This is a genomic window from Pseudomonas sp. 32_A, assembly GCF_017490905.1.
Classification (GTDB): Bacteria; Pseudomonadota; Gammaproteobacteria; order Pseudomonadales; family Pseudomonadaceae; genus Aquipseudomonas; species Aquipseudomonas inefficax.
On the sequence record NZ_JAFGYI010000017.1, the window covers coordinates 13,372 to 32,268 of the forward strand.

The 18,897-nt window shown below is 61.6% G+C and carries 24 protein-coding genes and 1 tRNA gene; 14 read left to right on the forward strand and 11 right to left on the reverse strand.

Translation table 11 applies throughout. The features are described from left to right. Positions 1 to 113 precede the first annotated feature (113 nt). From J5M58_RS12535 to J5M58_RS12545, 3 genes are all read right to left on the reverse strand, one after another. Positions 114 to 1,028, reverse strand: a complete 915-nt coding sequence (locus J5M58_RS12535; RefSeq protein ID WP_112252772.1) for a c-type cytochrome — start codon at positions 1,026 to 1,028, stop codon at positions 114 to 116. Next, on the reverse strand, positions 1,025 to 1,675 hold the full coding sequence (locus tag J5M58_RS12540; protein ID WP_112252773.1) for a cytochrome c: 651 nt from the start codon (positions 1,673 to 1,675) through the stop codon (positions 1,025 to 1,027). The genes J5M58_RS12535 and J5M58_RS12540 overlap by 4 nt, the downstream gene beginning before the upstream one ends. 77 nt (positions 1,676 to 1,752) lie before the next feature. Continuing rightward, positions 1,753 to 2,112: a hypothetical protein gene (locus tag J5M58_RS12545; RefSeq protein ID WP_112252774.1), complete on the reverse strand. Its 360-nt coding sequence runs from the start codon at positions 2,110 to 2,112 to the stop codon at positions 1,753 to 1,755. A gap of 160 nt (positions 2,113 to 2,272) precedes the next feature. Here J5M58_RS12545 and J5M58_RS12550 point away from each other — a divergent pair, with 160 nt between their 5' ends. From J5M58_RS12550 to csrA, 8 genes are all read left to right on the forward strand, one after another. Next, positions 2,273 to 2,575, forward strand: a complete 303-nt coding sequence (locus J5M58_RS12550) for a DUF1883 domain-containing protein (RefSeq protein ID WP_003250918.1) — start codon at positions 2,273 to 2,275, stop codon at positions 2,573 to 2,575. A 7-nt stretch (positions 2,576 to 2,582) separates the two neighbouring features. Continuing rightward, on the forward strand, positions 2,583 to 2,753 hold the full coding sequence (locus J5M58_RS12555) for a hypothetical protein (RefSeq protein ID WP_181457351.1): 171 nt from the start codon (positions 2,583 to 2,585) through the stop codon (positions 2,751 to 2,753). Between the two features lie 43 nt (positions 2,754 to 2,796). After that, complete coding sequence (locus J5M58_RS12560) at positions 2,797 to 3,885, forward strand: nitronate monooxygenase family protein (RefSeq protein WP_207878264.1); 1,089 nt, start codon at positions 2,797 to 2,799, stop codon at positions 3,883 to 3,885. 183 nt (positions 3,886 to 4,068) lie between these two features. Beyond that, positions 4,069 to 4,827, forward strand: coding sequence for a molybdate ABC transporter substrate-binding protein (modA, locus tag J5M58_RS12565; RefSeq protein WP_112252776.1), 759 nt, complete (start codon positions 4,069 to 4,071; stop codon positions 4,825 to 4,827). Beyond that, positions 4,827 to 5,507, forward strand: coding sequence for a molybdate ABC transporter permease subunit (modB, locus tag J5M58_RS12570; protein ID WP_112252777.1), 681 nt, complete (start codon positions 4,827 to 4,829; stop codon positions 5,505 to 5,507). Before modA ends, modB begins: the two co-directional genes overlap by 1 nt. Position 5,508: 1 nt before the next feature. Continuing rightward, positions 5,509 to 6,600, forward strand: coding sequence for a molybdenum ABC transporter ATP-binding protein (gene modC / locus J5M58_RS12575; protein ID WP_207878266.1), 1,092 nt, complete (start codon positions 5,509 to 5,511; stop codon positions 6,598 to 6,600). Positions 6,601 to 6,657: 57 nt separating this feature from the next. Beyond that, a complete protein-coding gene (locus J5M58_RS12580) occupies positions 6,658 to 7,680 on the forward strand; it encodes a DNA topoisomerase IB (RefSeq protein WP_207878268.1) in 1,023 nt (340 codons plus the stop codon). Between the two features lie 253 nt (positions 7,681 to 7,933). Continuing rightward, positions 7,934 to 8,131 (forward strand): carbon storage regulator CsrA, encoded by a 198-nt coding sequence (gene csrA / locus J5M58_RS12585; RefSeq protein WP_004375914.1) that lies wholly within the window; start codon positions 7,934 to 7,936, stop codon positions 8,129 to 8,131. A 55-nt stretch (positions 8,132 to 8,186) separates the two neighbouring features. Here the strand turns inward: csrA and J5M58_RS12590 are convergent, their stop codons facing one another. The 4 genes from J5M58_RS12590 to J5M58_RS12605 are packed head-to-tail and all read right to left on the reverse strand — an operon-like array spanning position 8,187 to position 11,482. Further along, positions 8,187 to 8,540, reverse strand: a complete 354-nt coding sequence (locus J5M58_RS12590) for a response regulator (RefSeq protein ID WP_112253236.1) — start codon at positions 8,538 to 8,540, stop codon at positions 8,187 to 8,189. Between the two features lie 11 nt (positions 8,541 to 8,551). Beyond that, positions 8,552 to 9,997, reverse strand: a complete 1,446-nt coding sequence (locus J5M58_RS12595) for an ATPase domain-containing protein (protein WP_207878270.1) — start codon at positions 9,995 to 9,997, stop codon at positions 8,552 to 8,554. Positions 9,998 to 10,003: 6 nt separating this feature from the next. Then, a complete protein-coding gene (locus tag J5M58_RS12600) occupies positions 10,004 to 11,164 on the reverse strand; it encodes a nitrogen regulation protein NR(II) (RefSeq protein WP_207878272.1) in 1,161 nt (386 codons plus the stop codon). A gap of 42 nt (positions 11,165 to 11,206) precedes the next feature. Continuing rightward, positions 11,207 to 11,482, reverse strand: coding sequence for a hypothetical protein (locus J5M58_RS12605; protein ID WP_112252782.1), 276 nt, complete (start codon positions 11,480 to 11,482; stop codon positions 11,207 to 11,209). Between the two features lie 201 nt (positions 11,483 to 11,683). On the opposite strand from J5M58_RS12605, the gene J5M58_RS12610 reads away from it, so the two are divergent. Next, positions 11,684 to 11,768 (forward strand) — tRNA-Leu (locus tag J5M58_RS12610). Positions 11,769 to 11,871: 103 nt separating this feature from the next. Continuing rightward, the gene (locus J5M58_RS12615; RefSeq protein ID WP_207878274.1) at positions 11,872 to 12,285 is read left to right on the forward strand and encodes a DoxX family protein; all 414 of its coding nucleotides are present in this window, start codon (positions 11,872 to 11,874) and stop codon (positions 12,283 to 12,285) included. A 1-nt stretch (position 12,286) separates the two neighbouring features. Here the strand turns inward: J5M58_RS12615 and J5M58_RS12620 are convergent, their stop codons facing one another. Continuing rightward, on the reverse strand, positions 12,287 to 12,484 hold the full coding sequence (locus J5M58_RS12620) for a hypothetical protein (protein ID WP_207878276.1): 198 nt from the start codon (positions 12,482 to 12,484) through the stop codon (positions 12,287 to 12,289). A gap of 260 nt (positions 12,485 to 12,744) precedes the next feature. Between J5M58_RS12620 and J5M58_RS12625 the strand changes: the two genes are divergently transcribed. From J5M58_RS12625 to J5M58_RS12635, 3 genes are all read left to right on the forward strand, one after another. Then, positions 12,745 to 13,419: a polysaccharide lyase family 7 protein gene (locus J5M58_RS12625; protein ID WP_207878278.1), complete on the forward strand. Its 675-nt coding sequence runs from the start codon at positions 12,745 to 12,747 to the stop codon at positions 13,417 to 13,419. Between the two features lie 388 nt (positions 13,420 to 13,807). Further along, positions 13,808 to 14,818, forward strand: a complete 1,011-nt coding sequence (gene adhP, locus J5M58_RS12630) for an alcohol dehydrogenase AdhP (protein ID WP_112252785.1) — start codon at positions 13,808 to 13,810, stop codon at positions 14,816 to 14,818. 480 nt (positions 14,819 to 15,298) lie between these two features. Beyond that, positions 15,299 to 15,535: a hypothetical protein gene (locus tag J5M58_RS12635; protein ID WP_112252787.1), complete on the forward strand. Its 237-nt coding sequence runs from the start codon at positions 15,299 to 15,301 to the stop codon at positions 15,533 to 15,535. Between the two features lie 66 nt (positions 15,536 to 15,601). On the opposite strand, the gene J5M58_RS12640 is transcribed toward J5M58_RS12635, so the two are convergent. From J5M58_RS12640 to J5M58_RS12650, 3 genes are all read right to left on the reverse strand, one after another. Next, positions 15,602 to 15,841 (reverse strand): hypothetical protein, encoded by a 240-nt coding sequence (locus J5M58_RS12640; protein ID WP_112252788.1) that lies wholly within the window; start codon positions 15,839 to 15,841, stop codon positions 15,602 to 15,604. Positions 15,842 to 15,851: 10 nt separating this feature from the next. After that, entirely contained in the window at positions 15,852 to 16,352 is a 501-nt protein-coding gene (locus J5M58_RS12645) for a hypothetical protein (RefSeq protein WP_181457352.1), read from the reverse strand. A gap of 148 nt (positions 16,353 to 16,500) precedes the next feature. Beyond that, entirely contained in the window at positions 16,501 to 17,715 is a 1,215-nt protein-coding gene (locus tag J5M58_RS12650) for an aldose 1-epimerase family protein (protein ID WP_112252789.1), read from the reverse strand. A 218-nt stretch (positions 17,716 to 17,933) separates the two neighbouring features. Here J5M58_RS12650 and J5M58_RS12655 point away from each other — a divergent pair, with 218 nt between their 5' ends. Beyond that, the gene (locus tag J5M58_RS12655) at positions 17,934 to 18,827 is read left to right on the forward strand and encodes a LysR substrate-binding domain-containing protein (protein WP_207878280.1); all 894 of its coding nucleotides are present in this window, start codon (positions 17,934 to 17,936) and stop codon (positions 18,825 to 18,827) included. The last annotated feature ends 70 nt before the right edge of the window (positions 18,828 to 18,897 follow it).

Below are 18,897 nucleotides of genomic sequence, written 5' to 3' on the forward strand. Positions count from 1 at the left end.
ACCGGCCTCTTCGCGGGTAAACCCGCTTCCACAGGTACTGCACAGCATTCAGAGCCTGTGGCGATCCTTGTGGGAGCGGGTTTACCCGCGAAGAGGCCGGTACAGGCAATACATCAGCTACCAGTCCCCTGCCCGATCAACACCCCATCGACCTTCTGCCCATACAGGTTCACCCCGTCGTTGGCATGGAACTTCGCCCGCGTCTTCTCGATGGAGCCTTCCACCAACCGCGGATCCTGCGGCCGTTCATGGCGGTTGACCCAGGCCGCCACATCCCAGGCCTGCTGATCACTCAGGCTGCCAGGCTTGCCCAGCGGCATGTTGTACTTGATGAACGACGCCGCAGTGTTGATGCGGTGCATGCCGGCGCCCCAGTTGTAGGAGTCTTTGCCCCACAACGGCGGCATCACATACTCGCCCGCCACCTTCTGCCCCTCGCCGTTGTCGCCGTGGCAGATCGCACACTGCTCGCGATAAACCTGCTGACCACGCTTGAAGTCGTACCCGCCCTTGGGTTGCGGCACCTCCGGGTACCCGCGCCCGGCAATTTCCACACCGGTCGGCGCCTTGGTGGAAAGCCAGTACGAATACACTGCCAACGCCGTCATCTGCGGGCTGTCTGCAGCCGGTGGCTTGCCGTTCATGCTGAACTGGAAGCAGCCCTGGATACGCTCGGCGTATGTGTTGACCTTGTCGTTTTTCTTGCGGTACGCGGGGTACATCGGGTACGCCCCCCACATCGGCGCGGAATGCGCCAGCCGCCCCTGGTCAAGGTGGCAGTTGCTGCAGTTCATGCCATTACCCACGGCCTCGGGCATCAACCTGCGGGTGTCGACGAACAAGGCGTGCCCCTCGCGCACCATCTTGCCAAAGGCATTGTCAGGCAACTCGCTTTCCGCTGGCGGCACGAACTGCGGTGCAGCCTGCACGCCAGGCACTTTCAACTGTGACTGGTCTTCCATGGCGATCTGGGCGGCCTGGGCGCTGCCCATGGCCAGCAGCAGCAGGGCTGGAATCATCGGTTTCATGGCTTGACCTCCTGGCTGGCTGGGCGGGCGAAGAACTCGGCGACGGCCTTGATCTCGTCATCGGTCATGGCCTTGGCCACACCGACCATCAGTTGGTTGGGGTCATTGCTGCGGGTGCCGTCACGCCAGGCATTGAGCTGCGCCACCAGGTAACTGGCGGGCTGACCTGCCAAGGGCGGGAAGTGTTCGCCAACCCCGCCGCCGCCCGGGCCATGGCATTGCACGCAACCAGGAATCTGCCGGCTCCAGTCGCCGTACAGGGCCATGCGGGTGGTGGGGTCATCGGCGATCTGCTGGCGACGCAGGTCGCCTGCTGGGTCTGCCGGCAGGCTGGCCAAATAGGTGCTGACCGCCTTGATCTCATCCTCGGTCAGGGCCTTGGCAAGTGGCTCCATTACCGGCTGCTTGCGGCTGCCGCTGCGCCAGTCATGCAATTGCTTGCTGAGGTAAGCGGCCGGCAGCCCGGCCAGGCGCGGGAAGCCGGCAGCGGCAATGCCCTTGCCGTCCGGCCCATGGCAACCCAGGCAAGCCATGGCGGCGGGGTTGGCCCCGCCCTGGGTGAAGACTTTCTGGCCATCGGCGGCATGCGCCGCGGGCCAGGCCAGGATCAGCAGGCTGCCGATCACGACGCGACTCAACGGTGTCATCACGAATCTCCTTTTCTATTGTTATATGCTTAGGCTTAAAACATATAAGCAAAAGGAGCGCGATCAGTTGCCCTGGATCAACTCCCGGAGATGCATTGGGTGGCGGCGGTGCGCACATCGCCCAGGCGCAGCGGGAAGTTGTTCAACCGCTCGTGCAGCTTGATACTGCTGCCGCTGCCACGCTTGTCGATATCCACCAGCGCCGCGGGGCCCGCGCCCGAGCTGATCTTCTGCGGCACGATCAGCCGCAGGCCATCGCCACGCTGCTCTTCCACCAGCGGGTCGCGGCTATCGGCCAGCTTCTGCTTGACGCAATCGGCATACGCGCGCGGAGACTTGCCGGAGATCACATCCAGCGTTTCACGCGACTGTTCCAGTTCCGTAACACTCACACAGCCACCCAGCGTCACCGCCAACGCCGCCACCATCCATTTCATTTACAGCACCTCTGCCTTCAAGAATCCGCTTCGACCACAGCCAGGCCGTTTTGCTCCCTGCTTTGGCAGTTTTATCTACGCCTGGCGGAACAGCGCGGCAGTGTAACCCGACATCGTGGTATCTTTCGCCTTTGCAGAACCAATCCTTGCGGAGCATCACATGAAATTCGTACACCAGCGCGAGCACTTGAACGAGGACGACATCGTCGTCATCGAGTGTTCCCAGCGCTGCAATATCCGCCTGATGAACGACGCCAACTTCCGCAGCTTCAAGAACGGCGGCCGTCACACCTACCACGGTGGCCATTTCGAAAAGTTCCCGGCGAAAATTACCGTGCCCAGCACCGGTTTCTGGAACATCACCATCGATACCGTGACAACCCGCCCGATCTCGGTCACCCGCAAGCCAACCTTGACCCACAAGATCAAGATCATCCGTCGTTCATCGTCGAAACTCAGATAAGGCCACCATGACCCAGACCACCAAGTACGTCATCAAGTACAAGCTCGACGGCCAGCGCCGCTGGGACTTCGCGCTGATGCCCGACGCCTCCCGCGAACAAGCCCTGGAAGCCCTGCGCAAGATTCATGGCGAAGATGCCGAGAAGATCAGCGACATCCAGGTCAGCAAGGCCTTGTAAACACCCGCCCCGCCCTACAGTTCGCCCGCGCAAGGAGAATCGCATGAGCCACTGGCCCGATAGCCGCATCCTCGACCTGCTGGGCATCGAGTTGCCCATTCTGCAGGCCCCCATGGCCGGTGCCACGGGCTCGGGCATGGCCATTGCCGTAGGCCAGGCGGGCGGCCTGGGCGCCCTGCCCTGCGCCATGCTCACGGGCGACCAGGTGCGCGCCGAGATCACCGCCTTCCGCGCCGGCTGCCCGGGCCGCCCGTTGAACCTGAATTTCTTCTGCCATCAGCCACCTGCGTCCGATACCGAGCGCGATTTACGCTGGAAGCAGGCACTCGAGCCCTATTACAACGAAGTAGGTGCCGACTTCGCGGCGCCCACGCCGGTGTCCAACCGCGCGCCTTTCGACGAACAGAGCTGCCAGCTGGTCGAGCAACTGCGCCCGGAGGTGGTGAGCTTCCACTTCGGCCTGCCCCAGGCCGACCTGCTGCAACGGGTAAAGGCCAGCGGTGCCAAGGTACTGTCCAGCGCCACCACCGTGGAGGAAGCCGTGTGGCTGGAGCACCGCGGCTGTGATGCGATCATTGCTATGGGCTATGAGGCGGGCGGACATCGCGGCATGTTCCTCAGCGACGATATCACCAGCCAGATCGGCACCTTCGCCCTGGTGCCGCAGGTGGTTGATGCGGTCAGCGTGCCGGTGATTGCCGCCGGCGGCATTGCTGACCACCGCGGCCTGTTGGCGGCACTGGCCCTGGGTGCTTCGGCCGTGCAGATCGGAACGGCTTACCTGTTCTGCCCCGAAGCCAAGATCTCGCCGGCACATCGCCAGGCCCTGGACAGCGCACCCGCCAGCGACACGGCGCTGACCAACCTGTTCACCGGCCGACCGGCGCGTGGCATCAACAACCGCATCATGCGCGAACTGGGGCCGATGAGCGACCTGGCGCCGCGCTTCCCACTGGCCGGCGGGGCGTTGATGCCTTTGCGGGCGATTACCGATCCGCAGGGCAATAGCGACTTCAGCAACCTGTGGTCGGGGCAGGCGCTGCGGCTGGGCAGGCATATGCCGGCGGGTGAGTTGACCCGGGAGATTGCCGAAAAGGCGCTGGCGATGATTGGCCGACAGGCATCTGCATAAGCAGGCTAGGCCCCTTCGCGGGTGAACCCGCTCCCACACATTCGAATAGTGTGCCGGCCCTGTGGGAGCGGGTTTACCCGCGAAAAGGCCTGGCCTGCTTGCGCATTACCTTGCCTCTTCCCGGCCCAAGGCCTATCGCTATATAGTTAAGGATATAACGATAACCTCCCAGGAGTTGTGTTGATGTGTACCCGCCCTTCCTATGTAGCCGCGGCCACCCTGGCCACCCTGCTCGCCTTCAACACTGCCTGGGCCGATGAAGTCCAGGTCGCGGTCGCTGCGAACTTCACAGCCCCGATCCAGGCCATTGCCAAGGACTTCGAAAAGGACACCGGCCATAAACTGGTCGCCGCCTATGGCGCCACCGGCCAGTTCTACGCACAAATCAAGAACGGCGCGCCGTACGAGGTATTCCTCGCTGCCGACGACAGCACCCCTGCCAAGCTCGAGCAGGAAAAAGCCATTGCCCCGGGCTCGCGCTTCACCTACGCCATCGGTACCTTGGCCCTGTGGTCGGCCAAGCCCGGCTATGTCGACGCCAACGGCGAAGTACTGAAAAAGAACCAGTTCAAGCACCTGTCCATCGCCAACCCGAAAACCGCACCTTACGGCCTGGCCGCCACCCAGGTGCTGGACAAGCTGAAGCTGACCGAAGCCACCACGCCCAAGCTGGTCGAAGGGCAGAACATCACCCAGGCGTTCCAGTTCGTCTCCACCGGCAACGCCGAGCTGGGCTTTGTCGCCCTGTCGCAAATCTACAAGGACGGCAAGGTCGAAAGCGGCTCGGCCTGGATCGTTCCCTCGTCCCTGCATGAGCCCATCCGCCAGGACGCGGTAATCCTCGAAAAAGGCAAGGACAACCCCGCTGCCAAAGCTCTGGTCGACTATCTGAAAGGCCCGAAAGCCGCGGCAGTGATCAAATCCTACGGTTATGAAATCTGATGCCACTGGACGCCAGTGACCTGGGTGCCATCTGGCTGACCGTGAAACTGGCCAGCCTGACCACCCTGATCCTGCTGATCGTCGGCACGCCCATCGCCTGGTGGCTGGCGCGCACGCGCTCGTGGCTGCGCGGGCCGGTAGGCGCGGTAGTGGCCCTGCCGCTGGTGCTGCCTCCCACGGTGATCGGTTTCTACCTGCTGATCGCCCTCGGCCCGCATGGCTGGCTGGGCCAGGCGACCCAGGCGCTGGGCCTGGGCAGCGTGGTGTTCAGCTTCACCGGCCTGGTGATCGGCTCGGTGATCTACTCCATGCCGTTCGTTGTCCAGCCACTGCAGAATGCCTTCGGCGCCATTGGCCAGCGCCCGCTGGAAGTAGCCGCCACGCTGCGCGCCGGCCCTTGGGACACCTTCGTCCACGTAGTGCTGCCGCTGGCCCGCCCAGGCTTCATCACCGCCAGCATCCTCGGTTTCGCCCACACCGTGGGCGAATTCGGCGTGGTGTTGATGATTGGCGGCAACATCCCCGACAAGACACGCGTGGTCTCGGTGCAGATCTTCGACCATGTCGAGGCCATGGCCTATTCGCAAGCACACTGGCTGGCCGGTGCCATGCTGGTGTTCTCGTTCCTGGTGCTGCTCCTGCTATACGCTGGACGCCGTGGCAAAGCCGGTTGGAGCTGAAATGAGCGCATCGATTGTGGCGCGTCTGAAAATGGCGCGCGACGACTTCACCCTGGACGTCGACCTGCACCTGCCCGGGCGCGGCATCAGCGCGCTGTTCGGCCACTCGGGTTCTGGCAAGACCAGCTGCCTGCGTTGCCTGGCCGGGCTGGAACGGGCCGCCAGCGCCTACATCGAAGTCAACGGCGAAATCTGGGAGGACAGCGCCCGCGGCGTCTTCCAGGCACCGCACCTGCGCCCGGTGGGCTACGTGTTCCAGGAGGCCAGCCTGTTCCCACACCTGTCGGTACGCGGCAACCTGGAGTTCGGTTGGCGCAGGGTAGCCGCTGCCGAACGCAAGGTCAGCCTCGACCAGGCCTGCCAGCTGCTGGGTATCGGCCACCTGCTGGCACGCCGCCCGGCGACATTGTCCGGTGGCGAGGCGCAGCGGGTAGGCATTGCCCGCGCCTTGCTCAGCAGCCCGCGCCTGCTGTTGATGGACGAGCCGCTGGCTGCACTCGACGGGCCGCGCAAGCGCGAGATACTGCCCTACCTGGAGCGCCTGCACGACGAACTGGAAATCCCGCTGGTGTATGTCAGCCATGCTCAGGAAGAAGTGGCGCGGCTGGCCGACCATCTGGTGTTGCTGGAGCAAGGCCAAGCAGTGGCCAGCGGCCCGATCGGCGAAACCCTGGCCCGCCTCGACCTGTCGCTGGCCCAGGGCGAGGATGCCGGGGTGGTGTTCGAGGGCCTGGTGGTGGGGCACGACCCACACTACGACCTGCTCGACCTGCGCCTGCCCGGTAACGACGGGCCACTGCTGCGTATCGCCCACCCTGCCCAGGTGACTGGCAGTACCTTGCGGGTCAAGGTGCAGGCCCGTGACGTCAGCCTGGCCCTTGCAGCCGACAGTACCTCGAGCATCCTCAACCGCGTGCCGGTACGCGTGCGCGAAAGCCGCCCGGCAGCCAACCCGGCTCATGTGCTGGTCAGCCTGGATGCTGGCGGCAACGCCTTGCTCGCGCGCATCACCCGCTTTTCGGCAGACCAGCTCGGCCTGCACCCGGGCCAGGTGCTGTTTGCCCAGATCAAGTCGGTAGCGCTGCTGGGCTGAGCATCGGCCCCGTCGCTGGTGTCCATTGATCAGTGACCTGATCGAGGCCTGCCAGCCATGCTTGAATGCCCCCTGCCGCCCACCCTGCACTATGTCGACGACAGCCAGCCGGGCCTGACCCGGCGCCGCTGGAGGGGCCGTTTCATCTACCTGGACGCCAACGGCCAACGGGTGCGCGACAGCGATACCCTCGCCCGCATCGCAGCACTGGTTATCCCCCCGGCCTATACCGAGGTGTGGATCTGCGCCGACCCGCAAGGCCACCTGCAAGCGACAGGTCGCGATGCCCGCGGCCGCAAGCAATACCGCTACCATGCGCAGTGGCGAGAAGTACGCGACCAGCACAAGTACGGGCGCATGCTGGCGTTTGCCCAGGCCCTGCCAAAACTGCGCGCGCAGCTGCACGCCCACCTTGCCCGGCCCGGCCTGGACCGGGAAAAGGTGATGGCGCTGGTGATCAGCCTGCTGGACCACACCCTGATCCGCATCGGCAACCAGCGCTACCTGCGTGACAACCAGTCCTATGGCCTGACCACCCTGCGCAATCGCCATGTGGAGGTGAAGGGCAGCAGCATCCGCTTCCAGTTCCGCGGCAAGCGCGGCGTCGAGCACAACGTCAGCCTCAACGACAGGCGCCTGGCCAACCTGCTCAAGCGCTGCATGGAGCTGCCCGGGCAAGCGCTGTTCCAGTACCTGGACGACAACGGCCAGCGCCACAGCGTCGGCTCCAGCGAGGTCAACCAGTTTCTGCAGCAGCTGACCGGCGCCGACTTTACCGCCAAGGACTACCGCACCTGGGCCGGCAGCAGTCTGGCCCTGGACCTGCTCAGGCCCTTGGCCTGGGAGCCCGAGAGCGAAGCCAAACGCCAGGTCGCCGCGATCGTACGCCAGGTAGCATCACGCCTGGGCAATACACCGGCGGTGTGCAGGCGTTGCTACATCCACCCGGCTGTACTTGAACACTATGCCCTGGGGCGGTTGGCCAACTTGCCGAAGAACCGTGTACGCAAAGGCCTGGACCGTGAAGAAGTAGCCTTGCTGCTATTTCTTCAGGCACTCGAGGAACAGGATGACCATTAACCCGGTCTATTCAACCCATCATGCGAAGAAATTTCCCATTGACCGCCAAGCACCCTATTCTTGCCACCGAGCACCTTGGCCGACAACCCGCTGGCGGTTTGCTTCGGCACCTGCGACTGAAGACACGCAACAGAATTTGTCTGTCGGGGAATTACTATCCGCCGAAAGCGTCTTTAATGAGAAGGAAGAGGGACAAGCTCCCGCCGCCGTGGCAACTAGCTCGACGGACTTTTATATCACCAAGGAGAACTACATGCTGATACTCACCCGCAAGGTTGGCGAAAGCATCGTCATCAACGATGACATCAAAGTCACCATTCTGGGCGTCAAAGGGATGCAGGTGAGGATCGGTATCGATGCACCGAAAGACGTCCAAGTCCATCGCGAAGAGATCTTCAAGCGCATCCAGGCCGGCAGCCCGGCCCCGGAAAAGCACGACGACTCGCACTGAGCGACCTGCTTCACGTTGCCTCAAGCCGCACGGACGCGCTTGATCGCCCCGCGCCTCAGGTGCCCAGCAGTTCGCGCACCTTGGCGATCATACAGTCCATGTCGAACGGTTTGTCGAACACCGCGGCGAACAGTTCCGGGCATCCTTGGTTGGCCTGCGCGCCACTCATGAGGATGACCGGCAACTCGCTCAACTCCGGGTCTTCACGCATCGAGCGCACCAGCTCCTCGCCGTTGAGCAGCGGCATCATGTAGTCGGTGATCACCAGCTGAACGCGCTTTTCCTTCAGCGCCTCAAGCGCCTTGCAGCCGTTGCTCGCCTTTTCCACCAGGAAGCCTTCGTCCTCCAGGGCGAAACCGAGGATGTCGGCAATCAGGTACTCGTCATCGACGATCAGGATGGTGTTCATCGTCCGCCCCGTCACCCGCTCCCCTGCGGCACCGGCGTTCCCGAGAGCACACCACAGGCGCCTTCGAACGCTTTGCGCAGGGTAATGCCCTGCGGCCTGATCAACAGCTCGTGCAAGGCAGGGTCATGGTGGCTGTCACGCACTTTGAGGATCGACAGCATACGTCGCAGCTGCGAGTCCAGCTCGACGAAGCGCATCAGCATCAGGTTGTCGACGATACTCGACAGGTCCGGGGCCGGGGCGCTGATTTCCGCGCCGAAGATGTCGCGCATTTCCCAGGTCAGCATCACGCTGACATTGCGCGCGCGCAGCTCACCGACCAGGGCGCGAAAAAACGCATTGAGCCGCGCCGGGTCGCTGGCCAGACGGCTGAACGCCCCCAGGCTGTCGATCAGCACACGTTTGCTGCCTTGCGCCTCGACCCGCTCGAGCAGGCGTGCACCGACCTGGTCCAGCAACCCCTCGGTGGTCGGCTGCCAGCACAGCTGCAGGCTGCCGCCCTGCTCCAGGGCGGCAAAATCGTAACCCAGCGACGCGGCCTTGATACGCAGGCGCTCCGGCGTTTCGTAGAAGCCGAAATGCAGCCCCGGCGCCTGCGGGCTGCTGGCACCGAGGAAGGCAAGGCCCAATGACGTCTTGCCAATACCCGAAGGCCCGATCAGCAAGCTGACCGAGCCCGTGGCCAGCCCGCCACCTAGCATTTCATCCAGGGTTGCCACCCCGCTGCCGATGCGCTCCAGGGTGGCGTTGCCCGCCTGGCTGGGGTGGCTGAACAGCGACTCCAGGCGCGGGTATACATGCATGCCGCCTTCATCGATGAGGCACTCGTGGCGCCCCGACAATGCCGCACTGCCACGCGTCTTGCGCAGCTGGACATGGCGCACGGCACGGCTGCCGTACAGTTGCTCGCCCAGCTCGATCACGCCGTCGACCATGGTGTGCTCCGGGCTGCCTTCTTCCAGTCGGGCGCTGGTCAGCAGCAGTAAGGTGCAACCGGCAAAGGCCGCATGACCCTGTAGTTCGGAGACGAATTTCTTGGTGTCCAGCGCGGTTTCCGCACGCACCCGGGCATTGAGCACGCCATCGACGATCAGCAGGCTGGCCTGCTGGCGGGCGATTTCCTGGCGCAGCAGCCGCACCACAGCGTCCAGGCCTTCCTGCTCCAAGGTGTCGAAGGCACTGACGAACTGGATCGTGTCGCCGACCAACGCCGGGTCGAAGAACTCCAGGGTCGCCAGGTACTGGAACAGCCGCTCGTGCGACTCACTCAGCAATGTAGCCACCAGCACCCTGCCCCCATTGCGCACATGCCCACAGGCCAGCTGATTGGCGAGGATGGTCTTGCCGGCCCCCGGCGGGCCCTGAATGATGTAGGACGCGCCAGCCACCAGGCCACCCTGGAGCAATGCATCGAGCCCGTCGATACCCGTGACCAGTCGCCTGAGTGCCTGTGCCATGATGTTCTACCTGTCGAGTTGGCTATCGGTCTGGCCCTGATAGATTGGCAAGTAAAGCTGCATGCAAGTTCCCCGGCCGGGCTCACTGTCTACGCAAATGGCACCACCGCTCTGCCTGGCAAAACCATAGACCTGGCTAAGGCCCAGGCCAGTACCCTTGCCAAAGGGCTTGGTAGTGAAAAACGGTTCGAAAATCCGCGGCAGTACCGCTGGCGCGATGCCCTCGCCGCTGTCTTCCACCTCGAAACGCACAAACCCGCCGTGCAGGCCTTCAAACTTGCCGGTCAGTTCGACCACATCGACGGTCAAGCCGATCCGGCCCTGCCCCGTGATGGCATCGCGGGCATTGAACAACAGATTGAGCAACACCATCTGCAATTGCCCGGCATCCACCTCGATCAGGGGCAGGTCCGGTTGCAACAGCACCTTCAGCTCAATCGAATCAGGCAGCGCATGCTCCAGCAGACCACGAGTGGCTGCAATAAGGTTCTCCGGGGCGACGCAAGCCACATCAAGCTTGCGGTGGCGGGCAAAGCTGAGCAATTGCTGGGTCAGTTCGGTGCCACGCTGCCCGGCATCGAGAATGTGTTGCAGCATGCGCTTGGCGCGTGCCGGGTCCTGGGTGTCCAGCGCCAGGCGCGCCGAGCTGATGATGATGGTCAACATGTTGTTGAAGTCATGCGCCAGACCACCGGTCAACTGGCCGAGGGCCTCCAGCTTCTGTGCCTGGAACAGCTGGGCGCGCACCGCGTCCAGTTGCAGCGCCGACTCGCGACGGTCGGTGATATCCCGGGTCACCTTGGCCAGGCCGACGACCTGGCCCTGGTCATCGCGGATCACATCCAGGGCGGCCAGCGCCCAGAATTGCGTGCCATCCTTGCGTACGCGCCAGCCCTCATCCTGCGCCACACCCTGCTCCAGCGCCTGACGCAGCAAGCGTTCCGGGCGGCCCTCGGCGCAATCCTGGGGGGTGAAGAACAATGAGAAATGCTGGCCGATCACTTCATCGGCACGGTACCCCTTGATGCGTTGAGCGCCTGCGTTCCATGACACTACATTGCCGGACGGGTCGAGCATGTAGATAGCGTAATCCACCACCGACTGAACCAGCTGTTCGTAGCGGTGGGCGGGCATGATGGGGTGGTCGAGGCAATCAGCTGAAACCATGCGAGCTCCACCGGCACAGCAGGAGAGAAAAGAGAGCGAAGTTCAACGCCCGGGCTCAACCAGCACCGGGCTGATGCGCCGTGGCATCGCCACTTTCAGCAACCATAAGCCGACCAGCAGGATAAACCCGCCACCGGCCAGGGCCATCAGCCGCTGCGGTTGAGGGTGTTCGGCATCGAACCCCAGCATCAGCAGGTAAGCGCCCAGGCTGATCAGGCTGAGGTAGAGAAACGCCCCCAACACGACCACCAGCACGAACAACAGTCGCCAGAACAGCCGCGGGCGCACGATGCGCTCGGAAGTACCGGACGGGGTCATCACTGCACGCTCTTGGATCCAATAAAGGGGCAACAGTGGCGTAATGACAGCAAGGTGTCAATTGCCCGTTCGATCGACCCTTCATTCTGTTGATCATAGGCGCTGTGGTTGACTCAACTATAACAATGGGTTATAAAGCGCGCTTGATTGCGAAGCCCTTCTGCTTAGAAGCGAGCTGGTCGTTACGGCCCATTCAAGCGTGCGAGTGTGGTGGAATTGGTATACACAGCAGACTTAAAATCTGTCGGCGTGAGCCTTGCGGGTTCGAGTCCCGCCACTCGCACCAAACTTCTAGCGAAGGCGCCCGTGTGGCGCCTTTTTGCTGCCCGCCAGCAATCCTTTGCGCAGCTGCTAGAGTGGAGCTTGTACCCGTCCACTGGAACGCCGCCATGCGCTACTCCCTGTTCGATGGTCAACGCGACATCATTATCCTGATTGCCCGTGTGCTGCTGATGATCCTGTTCGTCTTGTCTGGCTGGGGCAAGTTGACCGGGTTCGAAGGCACGGTCGGCTACATGACTTCACTCGGCGCCCCTGCCCCCATGCTGGCAGCGGCAGTTGCCGTGCTCATGGAGTTCGTCGTTGCCATCCTGCTGATCCTCGGTTTCTACACCCGGCCGCTGGCCTTCCTGTTTGCGCTGTTCGTGCTGGGCACGGCGCTGCTGGGCCACCCGTTCTGGAGCATGGTCGACCCTGAGCGCAGCGCCAACATGACCCAGTTCCTGAAAAACCTCAGCATCATGGGCGGCCTGCTGATGCTGGCAGTGAGCGGCCCTGGGCGTTTTTCGGTAGACGGGCGCTGAGTCAGTCGTTTTCGCAGTCGTCGAACCAGGCTGGGTGATCGCGCTCCTCGTCATCGAGGTCATCCAGCGTTTCCTCGTCTTCCTCCACTTCGTCCTCGGCGCCTTGGGCATCCGCTTCAGGCTCGATATCGTCGTAGAGGAATTCATGATCAAGCAGGTGATCGTGCTCGGGTTCGTGCAGGTCGTCTTCGTCGTGCATGCTGGCTCCTGGGCGGGTGGCAGGCCTGTATAGGCTGATCGGCTGCGCAGGTCAATGCATTACCGCTTAATGCTCGGTTAACCCGCAAGGTCCAGTCTGCAGGCTCTCCCTTCAAACGTCGCTTGCCCGCCTCCCATGGCGGGCTTTTTTATCCCCTGGTTTTGCCCTTCGTCCAGCCTTGGCAAATCACAGTGAACCGCGCCCATGCTGGCCAGGCTCGCAAATGATGCAGGACCTGTCGTTTTTCAAGGAGAAAGCCCATGGCTGTATATATCGACAACCTCATCATCACCACTCCCGTGCCGAAGTCCGCGACCAACCCGGTAGCCCTGGAATTGACCGGCGCCCAGGCGCTGGCGACCCTGCCTGAAGTCATCGCCCAGCTGAGCGACGGCTCCATCCGTATGACCGCCCCCACCAAGGGCGCCTCCAGCAAAAGCACCCACCGCACCCGCTGCGAGTGGAAGGAGCCCGCGTACTGGGCGCTGAACAGCGCCGCCAGGCATCGCAATCATCAGACCATGACACTGCAGAAAGTGAACCTTGCGCAAAAGGTGGTCATTGCCCAGATGCACGTAAAAGACGACGACAACCCGCCCATCAAGGTGTTCTGGAACAAGGGCAAGATCACCGTGGGCTTTCGCACCGAATTCAACCAGACGGCCACGAGCAGCAGCACGGTGCTGGCCGACGTACCGCTCGGCGCCCGTTTCGATGTCAGCATCGATGTGACAAACAACGGCGCCTGCACGGTCAGCGCAAGCTGCAACGGCCGTATTGGCAGCACATCGCCCCAGCAACTGGGGGCGACCTGGGCGACGCGCACGCTCAAATTCCATGGGGGGGTATACAACCAGGTGGACTACACCGACACCACGCCTGCCGAGGACGGTTCGGTATGCGTCATCAGCCAACTGGAACTGAGCCATGCATGACAAGCTCATGACCTGACCTTCACGAAATACTGACATCCGGGTGGGCACACTGGCCCTGCTCCGTATGTTCTTGCAGCCCGCCGCATTATTGCCGCGGGCTTTTCTTTTTGTGGCGAGCCTAACGCAGAACCCCGTAGGAGCGGCCTTGTGTCGCGATGGGCTGCAAAGCAGCCCCAACAAAGTTATGCGCCCCGCTGAAATCCCGGGGCCGCTCTGCGGCCCTTTCGCGACACAAGGCCGCTCCTACAAGTGCCCGTGCAGGGCAGGTACCTGCTGCGTACAAGCCTCCAACCCCAGACCATGACCTGAAGCAGTTTTGCCCCACCAGGCAAGGGCTATGCTAACCCCTGCGATAACCCAAGCTTATTCGGATGACACGGAGGCTCATATGAAAGCTGCTGTTGTTGCACCAGGCCGTCGCGTGGATGTGGTGGAGAAAACCCTGCGCCCTCTCGAGCACGGTGAAGCGCTGCTGAAAATGCAATGCTGCGGTGTGTGCCACACCGATCTGCATGTTAAAAATGGCGACTTCGGTGACAAGTCCGGTGTAGTGCTAGGCCATGAAGGCATCGGCGTGGTCCAGGAAGTAGGGCCAGGCGTCACCTCGCTCAAGCCGGGCGACCGTGCCAGTGTGGCATGGTTCTACCAGGGCTGTGGGCATTGCGAGTATTGCACCAGCGGCAACGAAACCCTGTGCCGCGAAGTGAAGAACTCCGGCTACACCGTGGACGGGGGTATGGCTGAAGCCTGCATCGTCAAGGCCGACTACTCGGTCAAAGTGCCCGACGGGCTCGACTCCGCTGCCGCCAGCAGCATTACCTGCGCCGGCGTAACCACCTACAAGGCGGTAAAGATATCCAACATCCGTCCCGGCCAATGGATCGCCATCTACGGTCTTGGCGGCCTGGGCAACCTTGCCTTGCAATATGCCAAGAACGTCTTCAACGCCAAAGTGATCGCCATCGATGTCAACGAAGAGCAACTGCGCTTCGCCAGCGAGATGGGCGCCGACCTGGTCGTCAATTCACGCACCGAGGATGCCGCCAAGGTCATCCAGGCCAAGACCGGTGGCGCCCATGCCGCCGTGGTTACCGCCGTTGCCAAGGCTGCCTTCAACTCGGCCGTTGATGCCCTGCGCGCAGGTGGCCGCCTGGTTGCGGTCGGCCTGCCGTCGGAAGCCATGAACCTGAATATCCCGCGCCTGGTGCTGGACGGTATCGAAGTGATCGGCTCGCTGGTCGGCACTCGGCAAGACCTGCAGGAAGCTTTCCAGTTTGCGGCGGAAGGGAAAGTGGTGCCGAAGGTGACCCTGCGGCCGATCGAGGATATCAACCAGATCTTCGAGGAGATGCTGGAGGGCAAGATCAAAGGGCGGATGGTGATTCAGTTCGAGGAGTGATGGCTCAAGTGCGCTGGCTGTTGGCGCAGCGCACGCTACCCTTTTGCATTCAAGCGCAGGCGGTCAGAAATGGCTTCCGGCCCACCAGATAAAGCGAACCAATGGGCGCACCTTGCTCTCTAGTTACAGGTAAGCGCTCGAATCCCCGCCTGGCAACCAGCCTGGCATGGGGTAGCACGTGGTTTGGAAGGGAGTGGCCAATATGACGGAAGAAGAAGCAAGGGATGTTCTTGAGCGAATCGAGTACGAACTCAGCCTTCATCAACCCTGCACCGCTACGCGTATAGTAATCCACGACCTCGGCTTATGGGCTCGCCTTGAGAAGGCCAGCGGCGGGCCCATCAGCATCGCCAATGGCTGTACGCTATTCGACAGGCCCGTGTTGCTGGAGCCGAAATGCGATGCCTCATTCACGGTTTTATCCAGGTCTTGAGTTTAGGTTGCTACATAAGCAGAGCTGGTTAGCCCCCCGGAGTGAACATGAGCATCCGCAGCTTGGCGAAAAACCTGCCACCCGATCCGGACAATGACGGCTGGGTGCTTGGATGGGGCGTACTGAGAGACCGGCATCCCTGGCATTTCGTCGATGTTTATGCCGACCAGAAGACTGCCAGGGCCGAGGCGGAGTGCCGCGGGGTTGGCTATGTTGTGGAGTTCGGCTCACACCGCCTGGGATCGGATGAGTTCGTGTGCGGGAGGTGCCCGCCTGAAGGCTAGCGTGTACCGAGTTCATCACCGGCCTGGACGCCGACCAGCCGGCACTCTACAGGCACCTCCTTGGCCTCACATGTCCGTGAACCGCCGGCGCGTCAGGAACAATACTACGCCCAACGGCACAGCTAGCAACGTCAGCAGCTCCAAGTCAAAACCCAGGACCTGCTGCTGGCCGACGCTGAAGATCCCGACCAGTCCTGCTGCAAGTAGTACCAGACCCAGCCACTTGCGCAGCCGGTATGGTTTTAAAAACTGAACGAGGATCGCGCCCAGCATCATCAGGGCGACCGTCTGCAGGATGTAGGGCATGTGCAATTCCTCAGACCTTGATGACCAGCGTCACGCCAGAGCGTTGTGGGCCAATCCCGCCATGAACCTCTCCCTCGATACTGATCAGCACATCACCTGCATGCAAGCTAGGCAACGCCCCTTTCAAGTACCAGTTCATACCTGTCGTCACGACTGCACCCGAGGCCCAGCCAATGACCGGCCCTGCCAACGCGCCCACCTTCCCGGCAGCACCACCGGAGGCCGCAGCGATCCCCTTGGCAACGTTGCCTCGCACGGTGTTGATGGCATCAGCCTGCTGTCGAGTCAGTGGATTGGAAATGCGGACTGTCAGCAGACATGGCAGATTTCGGGCCTGCATCCGGTCGTACATATCGACGACCATGCTGTTGACTTGATAATGCGCGCGTTTCGCCTCACCAAAGTGCAGCTCACGCAGTCGGCCTCGATCGCTTTCCATGAGTGTGATTTTCGAGAGACTGAAGACGATCCCTTCATCCGTCGTGTATTGCGTGGTCTTCTCGACCTTCATGCGCGTATCCATTCGTGCAAAAGGGGGATTTTCTACAAGCGATGGGTGAGATGCAAATGGTCTTTTGGTGGGTTTCTCTTGAACGATTCACGAGGACCTGCACTTGTGGCCGATGCCTTGCGCATCGGCCGACATGCTCCGGCCGGCGCTACCCCTTGGTCAGATCAACCAATGGCGTCTGCCGCACCTCGGTTTCGTGCCCACCTTGTATCTCGCCAACCTGCTTCAAAGCCTTGTCCACTGCCATTTTGTCCGCCAACAAGCTGTAGCTGATATGGAACTGCCTGTTTTCCTTCGGCCCGATCGTCGGCACCAGATTCAGTGGCCGCTGGTAACGGCGGTTGTAGGAGAAGCTCGTCCCTGGCTCCAGCCCCGTCACATAACCCTGGCCTTGGGTATCGGTATTTTTCCACAGGGAAAATACAGGCAGTGTCCGAGTATTGAAGCCGACCGAAACGCCCAGATTGCCAGCCTTGTCATGCAATACGGCCAACGTATTGCCCTGGGCGTCGGCATACGGCACCACGTTATAAACCGTTTCGTCATAGTCCCTGGTGGGTGCTCGGTAGGTTTGCCAATCAGGCAAATCGGCCCTGGCCTTGTCGTTGAACGGTGACACCTGTTTCACGGGTGCGGCGAACCGTGCGCCCTCCTCCAGAAACGGAGTGCTGAAATTACTGTGATACAGCGCTTGGTATTCCTTCGGATAATCACCGTTGTTGGTCAGGGTGTCGTTGAGGGCGAACATCACGCTGCCCGGCTCGGTGACCAGTTCGGTCGCGACGGAGAAGTCGACTTTCTTGAACGCCTGCTCTTTCAGTTCACCACGCAAGCTGATGGCGTATGGTGGTTTCTCATCGATGTGCAGGGTGACTTTGTTCGCAGGTATGTTGGCGGCCCGGCCGTGCAGGGTCAGCAGCTCGCCATTGTCGACGCCGGGGTGGCCAACCCATTCGTAACCGCAGCGGGCGACCAGTTCGTTGAAACCCTCCAGCCAGCCAAGACCATTGCGCCCATTGAGTTCGATGAAGGACGGGTTGACCACTTCCTTGACCGGCGAATCCCAGCCCATGCGCACATTACCGACCGACGCCTGCAGGACGTTCATTCCGCGGGTCGGCACTACCGAAATTTTCATCGTACCGTTATCGATGTCGACGATGCTGACACCCTCTTGCCGGCCTCCGTGCAAAGTGCGCAGGGTAACGCTGAAGGGCTTGTCGGTTTTTACGCCAAGTTGCTGGCTGGTGATCTGCCAGTTCTGGGCGGCTTTGTCGGTGTCGAGCAGAACGTAATCCCAGGCCATGGTGTGGGAGGCCGCGGACAGGGCGCCGAGAGCAACGAAGAATTTGAGGAGGGGCATGACAGGTTGCCTTTCTTGGAGTTGTGCCCCTTTTATAGACACGAAGAAACGTTTCAGCAAGCTACCCAAGCGATGCTTTCGATCGGTACGGGTTTCGCTAGCCATTTTCAGGGAGTAGCCTCGGCACAGTGAGTCTTTCGAGCCCGATCAGGTAATCAACCTTGTGAGGCATCAGAGAGACAGAAGAAATTGCCCCACTCGATAGAATTTTCATTGCCATGCCAGACGGTTTTCCTGATTTGCCCTCGCTGAACGCGTTGCGTGTTTTTGAAGTGGTGGCTCGCCGCTTGAACTTCCGTGTTGCGGCCGAGGAACTGGGCGTGACCCAGGCGGCAGTTGCCCAGCACATACGCGGGCTGGAGGCGAGCCTGGATCTGCGTTTGTTTGAACGCCTACCCCGGGGCTTGGCGTTGACTGATGCGGGCCGGGGCTACAGCGCAAGCATCCGCAGTGCACTGGCGATGATCGACGAGGCAACACGCCTGCTCAGGCCACAGTCTTCTCACCTGACAGTCAGCGTTACACCTACCTTCGCCTCGAAATGGCTGATTCCCAGGCTCGGCAATTTTGCGCAGAATCATCCAGACATCGATTTGCGCGTGCTGGCAACCGATCGGCTGTCGCACTTCAGCACCGATGGCGTGGATATCGCTGTCCGCTACGGCAAACCCGAATTCGGAGCAGGTTTGAATAGCGAACTGCTGATGGAGCAGCGAATCGTTGCGGTGGCCAGCCCAAGGCTGTTCGAAGGCAGCGAAATACCTGCCAGCTTTGCGCAGTTGCAGGACTTCGTCATGTTGCACGATGCCCATAATTTCTGGCCTCAGTTCCTTGCAGAACTATTCCCGCATCACCTGCAACCCACCGCCAGAAACCTGCGCTTCAATCAGACTTCATTGGCCATTGAAGCGGCAATCAGCGGCCAGGGCATTGCCTTGGCCAGCCCTGCGTTTGTCGGTGATGACATTGCCGCAGGCCGGCTGATGCAGGTTTTTACCCAGCAACTCAGGGTCGACAAGTCGTTTTATCTGGTCTGGCCGCGCAAGACGAAACAGCCGGACTCATTGAGCATCGTCCAACACTGGCTAAAGCAACAAGCTGCCGATAGTTAATCTATCGCAATAGTGAAGTTTAGCTGTCTCCCTCACCAATGGGACTGCTGCTAAGGTGAATGCACCTGAA